This window comes from Staphylococcus sp. 11262D007BW (genome assembly GCF_053547815.1).
Genome location: NZ_JBPWPJ010000001.1, coordinates 2,154,626 through 2,174,515, shown reverse-complemented (window position 1 = coordinate 2,174,515; position 19,890 = coordinate 2,154,626). Strand labels below are relative to the sequence as shown.

Below are 19,890 nucleotides of genomic sequence, written 5' to 3'. Positions count from 1 at the left end.
CACATAAAACCTTATTAACATTGATAAGGTTACCATCGCACTTTTCCCTAACATGTCGACTTCAGTGGTTCCCCACCTCAGTACAAACTCATTCGTCCTAGCCCTTTTGAGCAATCATCATACAATTGTTGAATCGCAGTTATTCTTTTCATAATCTATGCTATATAGCACTTATTGAGATTGATCAATGACTTCAGCATAGTTGTTATTTAATATTAGCGTCATACAAGATGTATTCATTACTCATAGTCATATCGTTTAGGGCGACATGGTAGAAACTTCTAAAGCCATATTCTTCAGATTATATGAGTGTCTAAATTATTAACCGATAATAGCAAATTTGTCAGAAAAGCGCAATACGTCGTGTTAAATTGATTATTTTCAGAAATTTAAGTCTTGTCATCGGATTTCATTCCATTAATTTAATATACTCATCGTTTGAAATTAATGAAAAAGGGTATTTAATAAAAGAATATGCAATCAAGGGGGCGTTATCAATGACTAAATATGAAGTCACTCGTAGCGAAGATGAAGCAATCAAAACTGTAAAATCATTTTTAAATGGCGGCTATGATGAAAATGAAATCGTAGTCGTTAGCAAAGAAAAATTAGAAACTGATTATTTTAAAGACTCAGAGATTCAACATACATCAACTAAAGGAACATTTAGTGATAAATTTATGAGCTTTTTTATCGGTGAAGATGCTGAAGAAGCTGTCTTAACACGTTTTGATTTTAGCGAAGAAGAAAAAGAAGATTTAAAACAAGACATTCGTGACAAAAAAATTATCGTTATCGGTGATAAATACGACGTTCAAAACGGAGAGTTTTCTAATCACACACCTTCTAAAAATAAAGATAAGCACGCTCCAACAGAACACAAAGGTGACATCGAATAACGTAATCATCTCACCAAATATCATGCGCACTGAAGTACATCACACTTCAGTGCGCTTTTTTAGTAGATTGGAACACCATCAATCGATTATCCAGAACATAAGCGCTTTATGTCCTAGCCCCGTGCTATATCTATATAAATTGAATATGCTATACTGAACAACAAGCACAACCAACCACTAAAGGAGGGGATGTTATGGAGTTTGTTCAAATTAAATCAACTCAAGATCCTTGGTACAAACCTGCATTAGCCTTTTATCAAGGAAAGTTAGACCCACTAGTTACGGAAGATGAATCGGTTTTTGTTCAATCTTTAAAAACAGAAAAAACACAACATGACTATGTGTTTTTAGTAGGTATCGAAGAAGACAAAGTAGTAAGTTTTGCGACAGCACACTATGAAGCCACAACAAATGCAGGGTTTATCATTTATTTACTCGCACAACCTGGGGATCAATGTGAGCATTACTTAGCAGAAACACTTTCAGAAGTGAAAAAAGGGGTTAACCGTTTAGCCAACCAGTTACACGGTCGAGAAGTCAATTTCTTCATGTTCGAGTCAACTTTTGAATCGCCTAATGTAGACAATGATACAGCAAGCGATATTGCTTTTAGACGTCGTTTTTTAACACATCGTGGGTTTGAAAAACAAACAGAACTCAATTATATTCAACCTTCACTCGACCGCAACGGTAAACCTGTACCTTTAGATTTATACATCAAATCAAACATTCCATTAACTAAAGATATCTATGCTACGAGTATCAAATCATGCTATATCTTAAAATATGTATTTGCTAATCGTCTACCGCGTAAAATCATCTATCCACTACTTGTGAAGATGGACTTAAGCAAAGATATCAAGATCTAACCTCTTGAAATCAAGCTATAAAGCCGTTACAATTAAGTAAAGGTCAGACTTCCGGCACTCTGAATTCACTCTGCCGTGAGTCTAAAACACATGAAAGGAACGTACAATTATGCTAACAAAGGAGTTTGCTGTCAAAACAGGCTTAAGCGAAAAACAAGTTCGCAAAATTGTTCAGCATCTTGAAGAAAGAGGTTATCAATTACAAAAAACGGAATATCGTGGCCGTGAAGCAACTGATTTCCAAGACGAAGATGTCGAGTTATTCCAAGAAATTGCTGAACGTGTTGGACGTACAAATAGCTACGAATTAGCTTTTGAAGAGCTTGAAAAAGAAAAAGACTTTTTACACGTTATTGTTAAAGACGACCAACAACAATTACCGAGTGACCAACAAGTACCTCAATTGGTTAATGAATTACGTCATGAAATTAATCAAATGCGTGAAGAACGTCAAATGTTAGGTCAAATGGTCTCACAAGTTCATCAACAACAAGAAGAGTTAAAGGCATTACATAACAAACTTAATGACCAACTCGAAACAAGCAATCAATCTTTAGCAACATTAACAGAAGCGCAAAAACAACAAACAGAACAAATGCAACAAACACAACAAAGCATTGAATCTCAATCTAAACAACATCAAGCATTAGCACATACGATTGAACGTAACGAGAAAAAAGGCTTTTTACAACGTTTATTCGGCGGCTAATACGGAATTATGTACATTCATCTCAATTAAATATAATGCTAGGGGTGCTCGAGGTGAGCTGAGAAAGTCCAATCTTAACTCTTTGAACCTGAATTGGTTAGAACCAACGAAGGGAAGCAACTGAACTTTTAGTATCATTCAATAAACGACTCAATTTCAATCATACATTAACCTCCTGCACCCTAATCATGGCAGGAGGATTTTTTATGTTACAAACAGTTATTATCGGCGCAGGTGTCATGGGACTTTCTATCGCCAGAAACCTCAAAGCAACAAACCGTCATATTCACATTATCGACCGCTCTACCCCACGTATGAACGCATCTTATGCTGCAGGGGGTATGTTAGGTGCTCAAAATGAATTTTTCGAAGATACCCCTCTTTATAGACTTGCTATGAAAAGTCGCGCAATGATGCCTGAAGTGGCACATCAATTACAACACGAGTCAGGCATTGACATAGAGTATCAAAAATACGGTCTCATCAAAGTTGCGTCATGTGCAGAACATTTAACATCTTTACATCAACAACTAACCTTTTTAGAATCCCAAGATCACACGATTAAGGCTTTATCATCGTCTGAAATGGTACGACGCTTCCCAGAACTAGATGTATCACAAAGCGCAGCATTTAAGATACAAGATGACGGTCAAATCAATGCCAACCTCTATACACAAGCTTTAATTCAGTCTGTAGTGAACCAAATAAATACAACGTTACACACACATACTGAAGTGAACGCCATCCACAAAGATAAGGCGTCTTATCGTATTGAAACCACTCAGGGTACGTTTGAAGCTGACGAATTAATTATTGCTGCAGGGGCATGGAGTGGCGAGCTCCTCAAACAACTTCATATCCAACTACCCACACATCCGGTTAAAGGTGACGTCAAGTTAGTAGAATCTGACGACACACGCTTAAAAGAAACGGTCTTTAACGTGAATGGTTGCTATATCGTACCTAAAAAACCTAATCGTTTTCTTATTGGTGCAACTTCAGAAATAGACAATTGGAGTACGCACTCAAATGATGATAACTTAGCTTGGCTTGATCGTGAAAGTCATCACATGTTGCCATTTTTAAAACAAAGTCGCTTGCTCAAATCATGGACCGGTATTCGACCAATTACGCTAGATGAAACGCCTATTATGGGCGAAGTGGGACCTAACTTGTATGTATCGACAGGCCATTATCGCAATGGCATTCTTCTCTCCCCTATCGTCGGTATATTAATGGCACAATTAATCAATAATGAGCAAAATGCACGTCACATACTTGCTCCTTTTACACCCAATCCATTGAGTATTTAAAAAATAGTCTTGATTTTGTATACGCTTCCTATTATTCTTATAATATAAATCGGAATTAAAGGAAGCGTATCTATGTCTATACTACTTATTATTATTAATTTGGTCATTTTTATCGCAACGATTATCGGTCTTGCAATAATGGCTAAAAAACACGTTAAGTTCCCTAAAAGAGTGTTCCTCGCTCTAGGACTTGGGATTGTTTTAGGATTAATCTTACATCTTGCTTATGGAGCAGACAGTGAAATTACCAACCAAACAACAGAATGGATTAGCATCGTAGGCGATGGTTACATCTCATTACTACAAATGATCGTTATTCCATTAGTGTTTGTGTCAATTGTAGCTGCATTCACTAAAATTGAAATTGGTGAAAAGTTTGCCAAAGTAGGCAGCTTTATTTTTATGTTTTTAATTGGCACAGTAGCAGTTGCTGCTGTAGTGGGTATTGTGTATGCCCTTATTTTTGGTTTAGATGCATCAAGTATTGATTTAGGCCAAGCAGAAAATGCGCGTAGTACAGAGATTGCTAACACTGCAGAAGAAATGACAGCCACGACATTACCAGCGCAAATTCTTGAATTATTACCAGCCAACCCATTTTTAGATTTCACAGGCGCACGCGCTACATCGACAATCGCAGTCGTGATTTTCGCAGCGTTTATCGGCTTTGCGTATTTACGTGTTGCACGTAAACAACCTGATAATGGCCACTTATTAAAGCGCGGTATCGACGCTGTTTATTCACTTGTTATGTCTATCGTGACATTTGTATTGCGTCTAACACCGTATGGTATTTTAGCAATTATGATTAATACGATGGCAACAAGTGATTTCGGTGCCATTTGGACACTAGGTAAGTTCGTTTTAGCATCGTATGCAGCGTTAATTACAATGTACATCATTCATTTAATTATTTTAGCTACATTACGAATTAACCCAATTCAATATATGAAGAAAACAGCTGAAGTCATGCTATTTTCATTCACATCTCGTTCAAGCGCAGGTGCATTACCGTTAAACATCCAGACACAAACCAACCGTTTAGGTGTACCACAAGCGATTGCGAACTTCTCTGGTTCATTTGGTCTCTCTATCGGCCAAAATGGTTGCGCCGGAATTTATCCAGCCATGCTAGCTGTTATGGTTGCACCAGTAGCCAATGTGGAAATTGATTTCCAATTTATTTTAACGCTTGTTGTCGTAGTAATTCTAAGTTCCTTCGGTGTAGCAGGCGTAGGTGGCGGTGCTACTTTCGCATCCATCTTAGTGCTATCTGCGTTAAACCTACCTGTTGGTCTAGCAGGTGTGCTGATTTCTATTGAACCTTTAATTGATATGGGACGCACAGCTTTAAACGTGAACGACTCTATCTTAGCAGGTACAGGTACAGCACGTCTTACTAAACAGCTTGATGATAAAACATTCAAATCAAATGATTATGACGAACTTGCTTCAGAACATTAATCTAAATCACCCTCTACAGAAGACCTTTCTATTTCTTCTAGTAGAGGGTTTTTCTAATGATTTATTTTGAGATACTGTTGAATATATCTCCATTTTCTTCATTAACTATTTCAACGCAATGATGACGCTGATGACAATGCGGACAAGTTAACTTTCTCGTTTTCGAAGTATGCGATGCAAACATAAACGACAGCAACTTAGGTTGAAACTCGAAATGACACTGAGGGCACATATAAGAGACAGCTTGATAATAGCGTTGTGTTAAAAGTGCGGCACACCCCACACCAAGAATGAAAGACATTAAAAACGGCAAATAATGCTTCATCGCAAAACTTACTGATAGACCAACGACTTGAATGAACGTTCCAATACCCGCCATCACAACAAGTTGGATATGCAGGTGTTGTCTTTGCTTATTTTTACTCATAGCTTCATCTATGCCGATTAATTGATTAATTTGAGAATGAGAGTTTGCAGTAATCATACTTTTTAAATGTTTCATGTATGCTAGTTGTTGTTGTTGTATTTTAATATCGTGTGCTCTTTCATCTATTTTTTGCTCAACCATTAAACGAATAGCTTTTAGACCTTTATCCTCTTCTAGTAACACACGAATATCCTTTAAAGACAAATCCATCCGCTTTAAAATGACAATCAACTTTAACCTTTCTACTTCCGTATCAGTATACACACGGTAGCCATTTCGTTTGATGTAGGCTGGTTTCAGCAATCCCTTTTTATCATAAAATTGCAATGACCGCTTCGAAACATTAAATCGCTCACTCAATTCCCCTGTTGAATATTCAGACATAGTATGTCACCTCCACCCTCATTGTTACACTATCACGTAACGTGATAGTCAAGATGTTACAACAATAAAATTTATTTGATATGTATCATACTTATTTATAAAAGTATACCACTCAAAAACAATCCCCCGAAGATTAAAATAGACTTCGGGGGACATCTTTAAAAGCGTATGCTGTTTGATCGTTTAAACCTATCTAATATTAAATCCTGATGCTTGAAGCCAATTTAACATTTCTTGGCGTTGCTTACTGCTCATAAACTGCGCAATTTGATCTGACCATGTTTCATTGCGTTCACCATTTGTACGCGCACTATAATAATCTGATACTGTTTGATCGTACTCCTCAAGTAATTTAAGGTGGTGATCTTCATCATCATTATATTTATCTACATGAAAGACATGCTCGAATGGTAAACGAGGTTTTGGCGTGCCATTTTCATCATCGGCAGGTACTCCGATAGCCATTCCAAATATTGGAAATGTATGGTCAGGTAATTCTAGTATTTCACGTACACGTTGAACGTCGTTACGTAAAGAGCCTAAATAAACAATGCCATAACCCATATCTTCAGCTGTTAAAGCGATATTTTGAGCCGCTAAAGCCGCATCGACCGTACCTACAAGTAGGCCTTCTGCAGATTCAAAACTCTCTTCCATATCTGCCTTTTTACGTTCATTAATCAGTTGATGACGATGATAGTCAATGACAAACACTAATAGATAACCGTTTTCTACGACATATGGTTGACCAGAAACTTCTTTTAAAGATTCTTTTTTCTCTACATCTTCCACACCTATAAAAGAAGTGGTTTGAAGATAACTTGACGTAGACGCCATTTGTCCTGCTTCAACTAATTTTTGAATCGTTTCACGGTCGATATCTTCTCGTTTAAACTTTCTCACTGAATGGTGGTTTTTCGCTAATTTATACACATGTTCCGACATTAACAAACACTCCTTTAATCTTATACATAGTTTTATCCTATCCACCCCTAAATAAAACCGCCCAATATCAAAATGAACATTAGAGGTTGCACACAATGTATAACCTTAGTATCATAATAGTATCAATTTTCAGATAACAAAGGGGAGGGCATGTTTATGTCTAACAACGAACAACAATTAGCTCAACATATCTTTCAAGCTTACAAATCGCATTCGCCGATTTCATTTTTAAATCCAGAAGCAGAGGTAGATGAAGTCAAAGGTTATGCTATTCAAGATGCATTAGTGCAACACCTTAAATCGTTCTATCAAACTGAAGTGCAAGGGTACAAAGTCAGCATGACAAGCGATGAAACACAAGCTTATGCAAATACCCATGAACCTGCTTATGGTACATTATTCAAATCTTCTTTTTACCATACTGGGGATCAGGTCGCACTTGACACCTTTTTCGCACCATTAATCGAACCCGAATTAGTGTTTGTGCTTACAGATGATTTACCTGAACAACCAACAGCAGAAGATGTGTTAAACCATTCTCAACTTGTGCCAGCGATCGAAATTCCAGATGCACGTTATAAAGATTGGTTTCCAAACTTCACACTGGGCGACATCTTAGCTGATAATACCGCTACAGGCGCAGTAGTATTAGGTAAAGCCATCTCTCAACTTGATTATACAACACTCGGAGAAGTTGAGATGACATTATCTTTCAATGGCGAGACACTCAAGATAGGTCAAGCAACTGAAGTTTTAGGCCATCCTGTAAAATCTGTTCAATGGCTTGCACAAAAGTTAGCAACCCACGGAAAATCTCTTAAAAAAGGTGATATTATTTCATCCGGCACATTTATCCCACCTATCAAAGCAGAAAAAGGTACCTTCACTGTAGAGTACAGCCATGTCGGTTCAGTCTCCATTACATTTAAATAATGCGTTAATCTACATTTTAAATAAAGGTGTTGAGTGATTATGTTCGATATCATTCACACCTTTTTATTGTTTCTTCTAATAACACAATTAATTAATGATATAATAACGCCATAACTCAAAGGAGGTTATGACAATGGAGAAATTCGACTTACACTGTTCTCCTAATCATAAGGAAGTAATATCTCATCCAATGACTGTGGTTGTGTTAGAAGATGAAGTACAATCTCGTTTTATGCAACTGAATCAACATATTCATTGTACAACTTTAACAGAACCACTGCCTGATCGATTAAAAGTTAAAGAATGCATTCATTTTTGGTGTAAGTGGTTCAATGCATCACAACAAGTTGACACCCTTATTTCTAGATTTAATTTAACATCTATTCAAAACGTTAAAATTGCTAATATTGATATATCTAACCTTAAATTACTACACCTAGTTCGTATTTCATTAAGTCAACATCCACACATTCTGATTAAAGAACCTATACAGCGAGTATCTATCGAGCACAAAGCTTTAATCATGAAACACCTTCAACGTTTGAGCGCTCATGCCACTATCGTTTGTCTGACTAATCATGCAGAAGAAGCATTATTATTAACTCATAATATATATCGATATAACCAACAAGGTTTTAAACCTATAGAAACAGATACTCAGATTGATAGAAACTATCATAAGAATCCAGTTCATCATAAATTACAACGCTTATCAATTAAAGTTAACGATAAACTGATGCTAATTGATCCAATCGATATTGATTATATTGAATCTCGCAATGGAAAGGTGCTTATCTTTGTAAATCAAGAAAGTTATGTTCATGACGCTACACTTTCTACACTTGAAGTTCAATTAAAGCATTACGGATTTTTTCGTTGTCATCGCTCCTACCTCATCAATTTGCAAAAGGTCAGTGAAATCATTACATGGTCAAAAAATAGTTATTCATTACGATTAAACCATAACAAAGAACAACTCATTCCTTTGTCACGCCAAAAATTATCGGATATAACTCACTTTTTTAACCTCACTTCGTAACATTTCATGACTTATCTAGTACGATTCATCCAAATTTGATATGAACCTCCTCCAAATACACATAAACTTGAACCAACACGACATAGGAGGTTCATGATGTATGGAACAATTGATTCAACTGAATGAAGTGAGTAAGTATTTTAAAGATGAAGAAGCAGTTAAACATTTGAGTTTTTCAGTGAGTAAAGGAGAGATTTTTGGATTTTTAGGTCCTAGTGGTGCTGGTAAAACAACAACCATTAATATGATGATTAGCCGGTCCAAGGTGTCTCAGGGTAGTCTAAACATTTTAAATCACACTACAAATGAATTAAACCATTCTCATTTTAAACAACGCATTGGGGTAATGTCTGATCATTCTACCCTTTATCACCGTTTAACCGTATATGAAAATTTAAAGTTATATGCTGATATTTACCAAGTATCTCATGAACGTATCAATGAAACACTGGGATTAGTTGGACTCACAAAACAAAAAAAGAAACGTGTTAGCAAGTTATCTTCTGGAATGAAACAACGCGTTCTACTTGCTAGAGCAATCATTCACGAACCAACTTTACTATTTTTAGATGAACCAACTGCTAACCTAGATCCAACAACTTCAAAAATGATTCATCAACGTCTTACAGAGATGAACGACAAAGGTACGACAATTTTTATAACGACCCATAATATGGAAGAAGCGACAACTTTATGCGATCGTGTCGCCTTTCTCGTAAATGGTGAGATTAAATTAATAGGTAATCCTAACCAATTACGCTTCCAATACGCTAAACCTGAATTAAACATCATCACAACTCAAGAAGAACAACTGACTTTACCACAAAATGAAACGACCGGAGAGTATATTAAGACATTATTAACCCAACAACAACTAAAATATATTGCTTCTGATTTACCATCTTTAGGCGATATTTTTCTAAATATTACAGGAGAGGAGCTTGAATCAAATGAAACTATCTCGAATTAAAGCAATCATATATAAAGACTATAAAGAAATCCTACGCAATCCTTCCCTGTACCTTATGATGGTTATACCAATTTTAATGGCATTTTATTTTAAATTTTTATCACAGTCACTACCAAACGATAGTGAAAGTACTTCATTAGAACCTTTATTACTACTTTTAGTTCTTTCTCTTTCTATAGCAGCGCCTTTAGGTATTATTACTATTACGATATTAGCTGAGGAAAACGAAAAGGGTAACTTAAGTAGTCTCATTGAAACACCAATGAAACCCTTTGAGTTATTAATCGGTAAAATAATCTTAGGTATTGTTATAAGTATTTTTACATCAATAATAGCTGTAACTATCTTACCTTTTTCTTTATCTTTATATTGGTATGATTGGATAGGGCTATGTATGTTTATCATTTTAATTGGATGTATTGCTCTAATTTTTGGTTTATTATCTTCCACAGTTGGTCAGGCTTCTTTTTATGCATTTATTATATTGTTTCTATCTTTCAGCCTATTTTCTGAAATATTTAAAGAAGCTAATATTTCCAATTGGTTCATTAAAATATTAGACTATTTTCCAACGAATTTGATTTATTATGACCATGTACATACAACACCTTTCAATTTGATATATTTACTGATTTGGTGTCTGTTTGCTTATACTCTATTGCACATTGTGTATATCACTAAGACACGCAAACATTAAATACCCTATCTATTTAATGATTATAATTAGCCAAACAAATGGTAGTTTTATATAATAAGTGTATAGATACGTTTTCAATAAATACTCAAAATGACTATACAGATATTTAGTATTCTCAATTCAAGGCTTTCTAATTGAGAAAATATAGTGATAAATGATATATATAAGACAGCGCTTGATATTTACTCAGTATCTAGCAAGCGTTTTTGAGGCTTGTCATTAAATATCTTTTTTTCTATTTGACGTTTAATGCATTCCATGTAATAATAATAATAATCGATATTAGAATTATTATTAAAAAGGAATTATGACAAATAACTGCTTATAATTCTAATCTAATAATAATAACCATAAATTAGGAGGATATCTATTATGTCTTTAATCGGTAAACAAATTGAAGATTTCACAGCTCAAGCATACAATGCTAAAACAGACGAATTCGTTGAGGTAACTCAAGAAGACTTAAAAGGTGACTGGAGCGTAGTTGTATTCTACCCAGCAGACTTCTCATTCGTATGTCCAACAGAATTACAAGATGTTCAAAATCAATATGCTAAATTACAAGAATTAGGCGTAAACGTATTCTCTGTATCAACAGATACTCATTTCGTACACAAAGCTTGGCATGACCATTCAGACGCTATCAGCTCAATCGAATACACTATGGTTGGTGACCCATCACAAACAATCACTCGTAACTTCGATGTATTAGATGAAGAAGTTGGTCTTGCTCAACGCGGTACTTTCATCGTTGACCCAGACGGTGTTGTTCAAGCAGCTGAAATCAATGCTGACGGTATCGGCCGTGACGCTAGCACATTAGTACACAAAATCAAAGCTGCTCAATATGTACGTAAAAACCCTGGTGAAGTTTGCCCTGCTAAATGGGAAGAAGGCGGCGACACTTTAACACCTGGTTTAGACTTAGTAGGTAAAATTTAAGGAGGCTTTTCTCTATGTTAGATCAAGAATTAAAGAATCAATTATCTCAATTTCTTGATTTGATGGAAGGTGACGTTGTCTTTAAATTAGACACAGGCACTGATGAGCATTCTCAAAAAATGAATGATCTTGTTAATGAAGTGGCTGAAATGTCATCACGTATTACAGTAGAAAAAGCTCAATTAAAACGCACACCTAGTTTTAGTGTGAATAGACCTGGAGAGGACACTGGCATCACATTTGCTGGTGTCCCTCTTGGTCATGAATTTAATTCTTTTGTACTTGCACTTCTACAAGTTAGTGGACGTGCACCAAAAGAAGAACAATCTGTAATCGACCAAATCAAATCAATTGATCAACCTTTAAACTTTGAAACTTTTGTTAGTTTGACATGTCAAAAATGTCCTGACGTCGTTCAAGCGATCAATCTAATGAGCGTACTTAACCCTAACATTACGCATACAATGATTGATGGTGCAGTCTTTAAAGAAGAGGCTGAAGACGTTATGGCTGTGCCTGCCATCTTCTTAAATGGTGAAGAATTTGGTAGTGGCCGTATGACAGTTACAGATATCCTAGGCGAACTTGGACAAGGTCCAGATGCTTCAGAATTCGAAGATAAAGAAACATTTGATGTACTTGTTGTTGGTGGCGGCCCAGCAAGTGCAAGCTCTGCTGTTTATGCTGCACGTAAAGGTTTACGTACAGGTATTGTTGCAGATCGTATTGGTGGCCAAGTTAATGACACAGCAGATATTGAAAACTATATTGGTGTCACAAAAACAAATGGCCCTGCCCTTTCAAGCAATTTAGAACAACACATTAATGATTACGATATTGATGTAATGAAAGGCGTTCGCGCTGAACAAATTAATAAAACAGATGATGTAACTGAAATCGTCTTAAATAACGGAGCAACACTTAAAACAAAATCATTAATTATCGCTACAGGTGCACGTTGGAGACAACTTGGTGTACCAGGTGAAGAAGAATTCTCAAATAAAGGTGTTGCATACTGCCCTCACTGTGACGGCCCATTATTCGAAGGTAAAGACGTGGCTGTTATCGGTGGCGGAAACTCTGGTGTAGAAGCTGCAATTGATTTAGCAGGTATTTGTAACCATGTCACATTACTTGAATTCGGTGCTGAAATGAAAGCAGACAACGTTTTACAAGAACGTTTACACTCACTTACAAATACAACTGTTATTACAAATGCTGCAACTTCAGAAATCACTGGAGATGAACGTGTGAACGGTATTTCTTATCAAGACCGTGAAACAAATGAAGAAAAACACATTGATTTAGATGGTGTCTTCGTACAAATCGGCTTATCACCAAACACTGAATGGGTTGGCGATGCCGTACAACGTAATAAAATGGGCGAAATTGAAACAGATCGTCTTGGACTTACTAATGTCCCTGGCATCTTTGCAGCAGGCGATTGCTCTGACCAACGTTATAAACAAATCATTATTTCAATGGGTTCAGGTGCAACAGCAGCCCTATCTGCATTTGATTACCTCATTCGTAACTAATACCCACATTCCACACGAAGTTGGCGTAAACTTTTTATGCCAACTTCGTGTTTTTTATATTTTTATGAAAGCGTTTTTATTTATTGTTATTTCAATTATAATGTTAATAGTACCAAGACCTTAAAATTAAGGAGGATTAACATGTTAGGCTTTTCGGTTTACCTCGGAAACCCATTAGACACAACATACATACAAACGATGATTGATAACGGCTTTCGAACACTCTTCACGTCTCTACAAATCCCAGAAGAAGAGGCTGTTGAAGCACGATTAACGTCATTACAATCACAACTTGCTCACCATGACATCGAACTAATCATCGACGTGAATGATTCGTTAATTAATGAAGCACTGTTTCAACAATTGGCCACCCAACCTTCAATTCGTTACACCGTTCGAATTGATGAGGGTACTGATATGTCACTCGTACAACAAATTATCCAACATGGCCATCGCTGTTGTATTAACGCAAGCACTGTGTCCGAATCGTTTTTACGATCATTACAACAATTTTCAAATTTAAAAGCACATTTGAGCTATTTACATAATTATTATCCTAGACCTGACACTGGCATCGGTGCAAATTTTTTACAATCTCAAAATGAACTGATTCGTCATTACCATTCAGATGCTACTATTTCCGCTTTTATTGCAGGCACGACTTTACGTGGTCCACTGTATAAAGGGTTACCGACATTGGAATCTTTACGTCATACAGAACCTACACTTGCCGCACTCCAATTAAGAGCATTAGGCATCGACCGTGTGATGGTGGGCGATACATATTTAGATACTACCTCCGCAAAGCGTATATATGAAGCAGTGGTACAAAATCATTTTATTTTACCTTGTACGCTTAGCGATGAACAACATGCAGATTTAATTCTTACCAAACATACGATGCGTCCAGATTTAGCCGAAAACGTCATTCGCTCAAAAGATGCTCGACGTCAATTGTCGACAACCGTGCAACCTGGGGAGACAATACCGCGTCAAAAAGGAAGCATCACGCTGGATAATGAAGCAAACGGACGTTACATGGGAGAGCTTCAAATTACCAAAATCGATCTTCCTGCCCACCCTAACGTCAATGTTGTCGGCACTATTCATCCGTCAGCCGTGCTTTATTTAGTGTTTATGAATCATACTTCAACCTTTACCCTAACAAGAAAGGACGATTTATCATGAAACGCATCCTCACAGAAACACGTCATCAACAAAGTGAAAAATTAGACGAAATGTCGACAGTCGAGATTTTAAAATTAATGAACCAAGAAGATGCGCAAATTTCAAAAGTAATTGAAACCCAATTAGACAAGATACGCGCTGTTATCGACCTTACCACACAAGCATACCGTAATGGACACAAAGTCATTTATATCGGTGCTGGGACAAGTGGCCGACTCGGTGTACTAGACGCTGCAGAATTGGTCCCTACTTTTAATGCCGATCCACAACGATATCTCGGACTCATAGCAGGCGGTCATAAAGCGATGACCCAAGCAGTAGAAGGTGCTGAGGATAGTGGTAATCAAGGACAAGCAGATTTAAAAGCATTACCTTTAACGTCTGATGATGTCGTCATTGGTATCGCAGCAAGTGGACGTACGCCATATGTCATCGGCGCCTTAGATTATGCGCAATCGATTGGTTGTCGTACTGTAGCACTCAGCTGTAATAGCCCTGCGCAAATGAGTCAATCGGCTCACATTGCTATAGAAGTACCAGTAGGCCCGGAAATACTCACAGGTTCTACTCGTTTAAAAGCTGGTACGGCACAAAAATTAATTTTAAATATGATTTCGACCGCAACAATGATTAAAGTCGGCAAAGTATATGGCAATTTAATGGTCGATGTTCAAGCCACAAATCAGAAATTAGTTCAACGTTCCATTGGGATTATTCAAACAATCACAGAATTAGACGAAGATGCGAGTCATCGATTATATGAGCAAGCAGGACAAAATATTAAAGTCGCTATTCTTATGCATTTAAAAAATGAATCTAAAACAAATGCTGAAGCACTATTAGAGAAACATAAAGGGATTGTTAAAGATGCTTTAAATGCATCAACTGAAGAATAAGGGGGAGTTACACGATGTCTAAAGAAAAGCAACTCGCTGAAGCTATTTTGAAACACGTCGGTGGCATCCATAATGTGGAATCTGTTATTCACTGTATGACACGTGTGCGTTTAGCTATTCGAGATAATACACAAATTGACTTTGACGGTCTTAAGCAAATCGATGGTGTCATGGGTGTTGTAGAAGATGAACGTCTACAAATCATTGTCGGACCGGGCACAGTCAATAAGGTCGCCCAACATATTGCTGATATTTCAGGCGTTAAAATGGGAGAAACCATTCCACATCATGACCAAGAAGCATTAGCAGCAGAAACAAAAGCAAAATATCGCAAACCACCTAACGCGTTTAAACGGTTTGCGAAAACCATTGCGAATATTTTTATTCCACTTATTCCAGCCTTTGTCGGTGCTGGTTTAATTGGAGGTTTGGCGGCAGTCTTAAATAACCTCATCGCTGCCGACTTTATTCAAGCAGATTGGGTTCAACAACTTACAATGGTACTTGATATTATCAAAAATGGTATGCTCGCCTACCTCGCTATCTTTACCGGATTTAATGCCGCAAAAGAGTTTAACGCAACTCCTGGTTTAGGTGGTGTTATAGGCGGGACCACATTACTTACAGGTATGTCGGAAGATGCACCTCTTCCTAATATTTTTACAGGCGAACCGCTTATTGCCGGTCAAGGCGGTATTATCGGTGTCATCTTTGCAGTGTGGTTATTAAGTCTTATTGAAAAGCAACTGCATAGAATTATACCTAACGCTATTGATATTATCGTCACACCTACATTATCGTTATTATCCATTGGGCTACTCACCATCTTTATTATCATGCCAATAGCTGGTTGGATTTCTGATGGACTTGTAGGTGTCATTAATGCGATTATTAACCAAGGTGGCATCGTTAGTGGATTTGTGATTGGCGCATTTTTCCTACCACTCGTCATGTTTGGTTTACACCATATTTTCACACCAATTCACATTGAAATGATTAATCAAACAGGCGCTACCTATTTATTACCTATTGCAGCTATGGCTGGAGCTGGTCAAGTAGGTGCTTCTTTAGCACTTTGGGTTAAAAGTAAACGTAATCCTATTTTAAGAGATGTATTAAAAGGATCACTACCTGTTGGATTTTTAGGTATTGGTGAGCCTCTCATTTACGGGGTTACTTTACCACTTGTTCGCCCTTTCTTTACAGCATGTATTGCTGGAGGTATTGGCGGTGCTGTTATTAGTGGCATCGGCGGTATTGGTTCTAGCGCTATTGGCCCGAGTGGATTATCTTTATTACCTTTAATTACAGACAATATGTATATCGGATATATCGCTGGATTACTTGCAGCTTACATAAGTGGATTTATCTTAACTTATTTTTTCGCTTCTAGCGCTAAAGTTATCGATCAATTCGGCCGATAAACCAGGATTATAGTCTAAAATTAAAAGCCCAGGACGCATCAATTTCTGCTTCCTGGGCGATTTTCTTTTAAAAAGGTTCGCCTGCTCATTGGCATTCGCATGCATAACGTGCACTAACTCACTTTGTTCGAAGTGCACGTAATCACATCGAACCCTAACCGCAATTGTCCACACTTTTTTATAATCCGGCTCCAGAAAGCTGTCCCCTCAACAAAAAGCCCAGGGCGCATAAATTTGGAAAACAATTTCTGCTTCCTGGGCGATTTTGCTCGGGGCCAAACCGCTTTCTTCCACACTTTTTTATAATCCGGCTTCCAATTGCAAGGTTCTCGATAATACTATGTGACGCGCAAAAATCAAAGAGCGATTTTCGCTTGTCCCTAGGTATTACATCGAACCCTAACCGCAATTGTCCGCACTTTTTTTATAAAAATGATGTGAGCCAATACCATAGTTGTTTTAGGAATGCGACGATGGCGTCCCATAGTTTTTGAAGGAAGTTGCGTTCGTCTGAGGTATCAAATTCTTTTAAACGGTCTAATTGATCTCCGGATTCTTTTCGTATTTGACTAACGATATCTTTCGCTTGTTTTTTAAATGCTTCTGGATCTTGTTGGATTACTTCTGATTCTGCTACATTCATCATCATTTTTTGAATCATGGCAACCTCTTCATCATTTAAAATCGTATTTAATCCTTTTTCATTTAAGGTTTGATTAACTAGCTGATTAATTGTCACATCATTAATTTGTTGATTGTTCTCTGTAGCCTCTGCAATTTGTTCTTTCATATCTGCTATGGCTTCATTTAAGGCTTCGTCAGAAAAAGTATCTTGATTCGTATGATTTTCACTAATCTGCGCCAGTTCATTCATTTCTGTATGGGCGTTTTGAATATCTTGTTGATTCAAAGTTTGACCTTGTTCCTCATACGCTTTATATATACCTGACAATGCCCCTTCGCCTGATACGGGGTCAATCGATGCGATTTTAATTTTAGCATCTTGTATACCTGCTGTGATGGCAGCGTTCATATATTGTTCCTTAGTAATCCGTGTAATCATGTCTGGTGTTTCAATCTCTACATCTACCCCACGCATAATCTTGTTGGGTATAATGACTGCACTCGAATGAATATAATCATACTCTGTTCCTGTATAACGTACGACGTCTGTACTTGAAACATCATAGTTTGTCACGTCATCGTCTACTTTGAGTTCCGCTTTCGTTTCTTTTAATTGTTCATCATTTAAGTCAGCGCCTTTTAAAAAGATTTCCTCTTTAGGCTTAAAAGCATCAGCAGCCATGACACTAGGAGATAGTGCCACCATTAACCCTGCTAAAACCAAACTGCTTTTTAATAATTTTCGATGCATGTCGTCACTTCCTTGAATTCAAATATGCTCACTTTAATTTTTATATTTTACCATATATTTTTATAAAAAGAAGTTCACTTCAATATAAATATTTAAAAAGTGACCAACAACCTTTTCGTCATTGGTCACACATGTTTATATATTTCTTTACTTCGTTCGCTTCTGCTTAAATACTGAACGCTTTTGTCTCAACTTCTTCGCCATAATCTATTTCATACCCCATATCGTGAATCATATCGTAATCCATCTTGTTCGGTTGGCCACCTGTGATTAAGTAATCTCCTACAAAGATAGAGTTAGCAACCATTAAAGCAGTAGATTGTAGTGAACGTAAATTCACTTCTCGTCCTCCTGCAATACGAATTTCTTTAGATGGATTCACCAATCTAAATAGCGCCAATATTCTTAGACAGCGCATTGGTGTTAATTCATCTTTGTCTCCAAATTTTGTCCCCTTAATTGGATGTAAAAAATTGACCGGAATACTATCTGCATCAATGTCTTTTAATGCGAATGCCATATCTACAATATCTTGATCTGTCTCTCCCATTCCACAAATCACGCCTAAACATGGTGAAATATTGTGTGCTTTCATCGTTTCAATCGTATCAACGCGGTCTTGGTATGTATGTGTTGTAACCACTTCTTCATGATAATTTTCACTCGTATTTAAATTGTGATTATAGCGATCGACACCAGCCGCTTTTAAACGAGAGGCTTGATCTTCATTGGCAAGTCCTAGACAAGCACATACTTTAAGTTGTGGATGTTCTGCCTTTATCGCTTCTACTGAAGATGTAATATGATCCACCTCTTTATCACTTGGTCCACGTCCACTCATGACAATACAATACGTGCCGATTTGATGATCAGCCGCGGCTTTTGCACCTTCTGTAATTTGATTTTCAGGAATTAATGCATAACGTTGCTTTTGTTTCATTTCACGCGATTGACCACAATATCCGCAATCTTCCGGACAAATACCACTTTTAGCATTTAAAATCATATTTAATTTTACTTTATGCCCATAATAATGCTTACGTAATTGATAAGCTTCATTCACTAGGTCCATGGTATCTAACTGGTCATCTGTAAATAATCGATATGCTTCGTCTGAAGTCAACGGCTCCCCTTCTAAAATTCGAGATGCGATAGTCATAAAATCTCTCCTCACTTTAGCTTTGTTCTTAATTATTATACTACAATTGTAAACTTTTTAAAATTATAGTTTACTTAGTCAGCGTTTAATTTTACATATTTTATAAAGTCTATGTGCTATACTGTTGATAAGTTAAAGTTAAGACTGACGTCTGTCTAAATATTGTTAAAAGGAGCTATTTATGGATACATTAGATGCATTTTTAGAAACCATAGACCAACCTGAACATCGTCAAAAACTACATCATGTCATTGACCAATTATTAAACGACTATCCAGAACTGATACTTGAAATTAAATGGAATCAACCGATGTTATTATTAAAAGAGAACGGAACCTTTATTTTAGGATTTAGCAAAGCAAAACCTCATTTTGCGGTAGCACCTGAAAAAGAGACACTAGATCATTTTGAATCTGACATTAAAGCAGCAGGGTATCAACTTAGTAAGATGTTTTTAAAAATTAAATGGAATCAAGCGGTCAACTTTGAATTATTACATCAACTTATCGATAAAAATATAGAAGATAAAAAAGATTACACCAAATTCTGGAGAGCTTAATATTAGTCCCCAACAGTTATACGTTCAATCCAATTGATTAGAGCGTATAACTTTTTTTATGACCATTTTAAAATTCAGAAAAATACGAAAATCATATTGACTTTAGTAGCACTTTAGCATAGAATCATTACTAAATTTATCGGAATTAAAGAAGGAGAGA

At 36.7% G+C, this 19,890-nt stretch carries 19 protein-coding genes and 2 riboswitches; of the genes, 15 read left to right on the top strand and 4 right to left on the bottom strand.

Going from position 1 to position 19,890, the window contains the following annotated elements; all coding sequences use genetic code 11:
• Positions 1–226: 226 nt before the first annotated feature.
• Positions 227–329, bottom strand: a riboswitch (purine riboswitch).
• 168 nt (positions 330–497) lie between these two features.
• The 5 genes from ACEE93_RS10570 to ACEE93_RS10550 all read left to right on the top strand — a co-directional run bounded on the left by ACEE93_RS10570 (position 498) and on the right by ACEE93_RS10550 (position 5,254).
• Positions 498–899 (top strand): general stress protein, encoded by a 402-nt coding sequence (locus ACEE93_RS10570; protein ID WP_449154553.1) that lies wholly within the window; start codon positions 498–500, stop codon positions 897–899.
• 194 nt (positions 900–1,093) lie between these two features.
• Positions 1,094–1,768 (top strand): hypothetical protein, encoded by a 675-nt coding sequence (locus ACEE93_RS10565; RefSeq protein WP_449154552.1) that lies wholly within the window; start codon positions 1,094–1,096, stop codon positions 1,766–1,768.
• Between the two features lie 109 nt (positions 1,769–1,877).
• Positions 1,878–2,477, top strand: a complete 600-nt coding sequence (locus ACEE93_RS10560; protein ID WP_449154551.1) for a DNA-binding protein — start codon at positions 1,878–1,880, stop codon at positions 2,475–2,477.
• Between the two features lie 30 nt (positions 2,478–2,507).
• Positions 2,508–2,609: riboswitch (TPP riboswitch) on the top strand.
• A gap of 74 nt (positions 2,610–2,683) precedes the next feature.
• Complete coding sequence (gene thiO, locus ACEE93_RS10555) at positions 2,684–3,790, top strand: glycine oxidase ThiO (RefSeq protein ID WP_449154550.1); 1,107 nt, start codon at positions 2,684–2,686, stop codon at positions 3,788–3,790.
• A 72-nt stretch (positions 3,791–3,862) separates the two neighbouring features.
• Positions 3,863–5,254: an L-cystine transporter gene (locus tag ACEE93_RS10550; RefSeq protein WP_449154549.1), complete on the top strand. Its 1,392-nt coding sequence runs from the start codon at positions 3,863–3,865 to the stop codon at positions 5,252–5,254.
• Positions 5,255–5,315: 61 nt separating this feature from the next.
• Here ACEE93_RS10550 and ACEE93_RS10545 read toward each other — a convergent pair whose 3' ends face one another.
• Positions 5,316–6,065, bottom strand: a complete 750-nt coding sequence (locus ACEE93_RS10545) for a MerR family transcriptional regulator (protein WP_449154548.1) — start codon at positions 6,063–6,065, stop codon at positions 5,316–5,318.
• A 189-nt stretch (positions 6,066–6,254) separates the two neighbouring features.
• Positions 6,255–7,010, bottom strand: coding sequence for an oxygen-insensitive NADPH nitroreductase (nfsA, locus tag ACEE93_RS10540; protein ID WP_449154547.1), 756 nt, complete (start codon positions 7,008–7,010; stop codon positions 6,255–6,257).
• 156 nt (positions 7,011–7,166) lie between these two features.
• On the opposite strand from nfsA, the gene ACEE93_RS10535 reads away from it, so the two are divergent.
• The 9 genes from ACEE93_RS10535 to ACEE93_RS10495 all read left to right on the top strand — a co-directional run bounded on the left by ACEE93_RS10535 (position 7,167) and on the right by ACEE93_RS10495 (position 16,637).
• The gene (locus ACEE93_RS10535; protein WP_449154546.1) at positions 7,167–7,943 is read left to right on the top strand and encodes a 2-keto-4-pentenoate hydratase; all 777 of its coding nucleotides are present in this window, start codon (positions 7,167–7,169) and stop codon (positions 7,941–7,943) included.
• A 133-nt stretch (positions 7,944–8,076) separates the two neighbouring features.
• Positions 8,077–8,982 carry a LytTR family transcriptional regulator DNA-binding domain-containing protein gene (locus tag ACEE93_RS10530; RefSeq protein WP_449154545.1) on the top strand — a complete coding sequence of 302 codons (906 nt, stop codon included), beginning with the start codon at positions 8,077–8,079 and terminating at the stop codon, positions 8,980–8,982.
• A gap of 100 nt (positions 8,983–9,082) precedes the next feature.
• The gene (locus ACEE93_RS10525; RefSeq protein WP_449154544.1) at positions 9,083–9,952 is read left to right on the top strand and encodes an ABC transporter ATP-binding protein; all 870 of its coding nucleotides are present in this window, start codon (positions 9,083–9,085) and stop codon (positions 9,950–9,952) included.
• Positions 9,933–10,649, top strand: coding sequence for an ABC transporter permease (locus ACEE93_RS10520; RefSeq protein ID WP_449154543.1), 717 nt, complete (start codon positions 9,933–9,935; stop codon positions 10,647–10,649). The genes ACEE93_RS10525 and ACEE93_RS10520 overlap by 20 nt, the downstream gene beginning before the upstream one ends.
• Before the next feature lie 372 nt (positions 10,650–11,021).
• Positions 11,022–11,591, top strand: a complete 570-nt coding sequence (ahpC, locus tag ACEE93_RS10515; protein WP_449156566.1) for an alkyl hydroperoxide reductase subunit C — start codon at positions 11,022–11,024, stop codon at positions 11,589–11,591.
• Positions 11,592–11,605: 14 nt separating this feature from the next.
• On the top strand, positions 11,606–13,129 hold the full coding sequence (ahpF, locus tag ACEE93_RS10510; protein ID WP_449154541.1) for an alkyl hydroperoxide reductase subunit F: 1,524 nt from the start codon (positions 11,606–11,608) through the stop codon (positions 13,127–13,129).
• Positions 13,130–13,270: 141 nt separating this feature from the next.
• Positions 13,271–14,317 carry a MupG family TIM beta-alpha barrel fold protein gene (locus ACEE93_RS10505; protein ID WP_449154540.1) on the top strand — a complete coding sequence of 349 codons (1,047 nt, stop codon included), beginning with the start codon at positions 13,271–13,273 and terminating at the stop codon, positions 14,315–14,317.
• Complete coding sequence (gene murQ / locus ACEE93_RS10500) at positions 14,314–15,213, top strand: N-acetylmuramic acid 6-phosphate etherase (RefSeq protein WP_449154539.1); 900 nt, start codon at positions 14,314–14,316, stop codon at positions 15,211–15,213. Before ACEE93_RS10505 ends, murQ begins: the two co-directional genes overlap by 4 nt.
• A gap of 14 nt (positions 15,214–15,227) precedes the next feature.
• The gene (locus tag ACEE93_RS10495) at positions 15,228–16,637 is read left to right on the top strand and encodes a PTS transporter subunit EIIC (RefSeq protein WP_449154538.1); all 1,410 of its coding nucleotides are present in this window, start codon (positions 15,228–15,230) and stop codon (positions 16,635–16,637) included.
• A gap of 424 nt (positions 16,638–17,061) precedes the next feature.
• On the opposite strand, the gene ACEE93_RS10490 is transcribed toward ACEE93_RS10495, so the two are convergent.
• Positions 17,062–18,012, bottom strand: coding sequence for a DUF1002 domain-containing protein (locus tag ACEE93_RS10490; RefSeq protein WP_449156565.1), 951 nt, complete (start codon positions 18,010–18,012; stop codon positions 17,062–17,064).
• A 166-nt stretch (positions 18,013–18,178) separates the two neighbouring features.
• On the bottom strand, positions 18,179–19,171 hold the full coding sequence (bioB, locus tag ACEE93_RS10485) for a biotin synthase BioB (protein ID WP_449156564.1): 993 nt from the start codon (positions 19,169–19,171) through the stop codon (positions 18,179–18,181).
• Positions 19,172–19,352: 181 nt separating this feature from the next.
• Here bioB and ACEE93_RS10480 point away from each other — a divergent pair, with 181 nt between their 5' ends.
• Complete coding sequence (locus ACEE93_RS10480; RefSeq protein WP_449154535.1) at positions 19,353–19,730, top strand: iron chaperone; 378 nt, start codon at positions 19,353–19,355, stop codon at positions 19,728–19,730.
• Positions 19,731–19,890 lie beyond the last annotated feature (160 nt).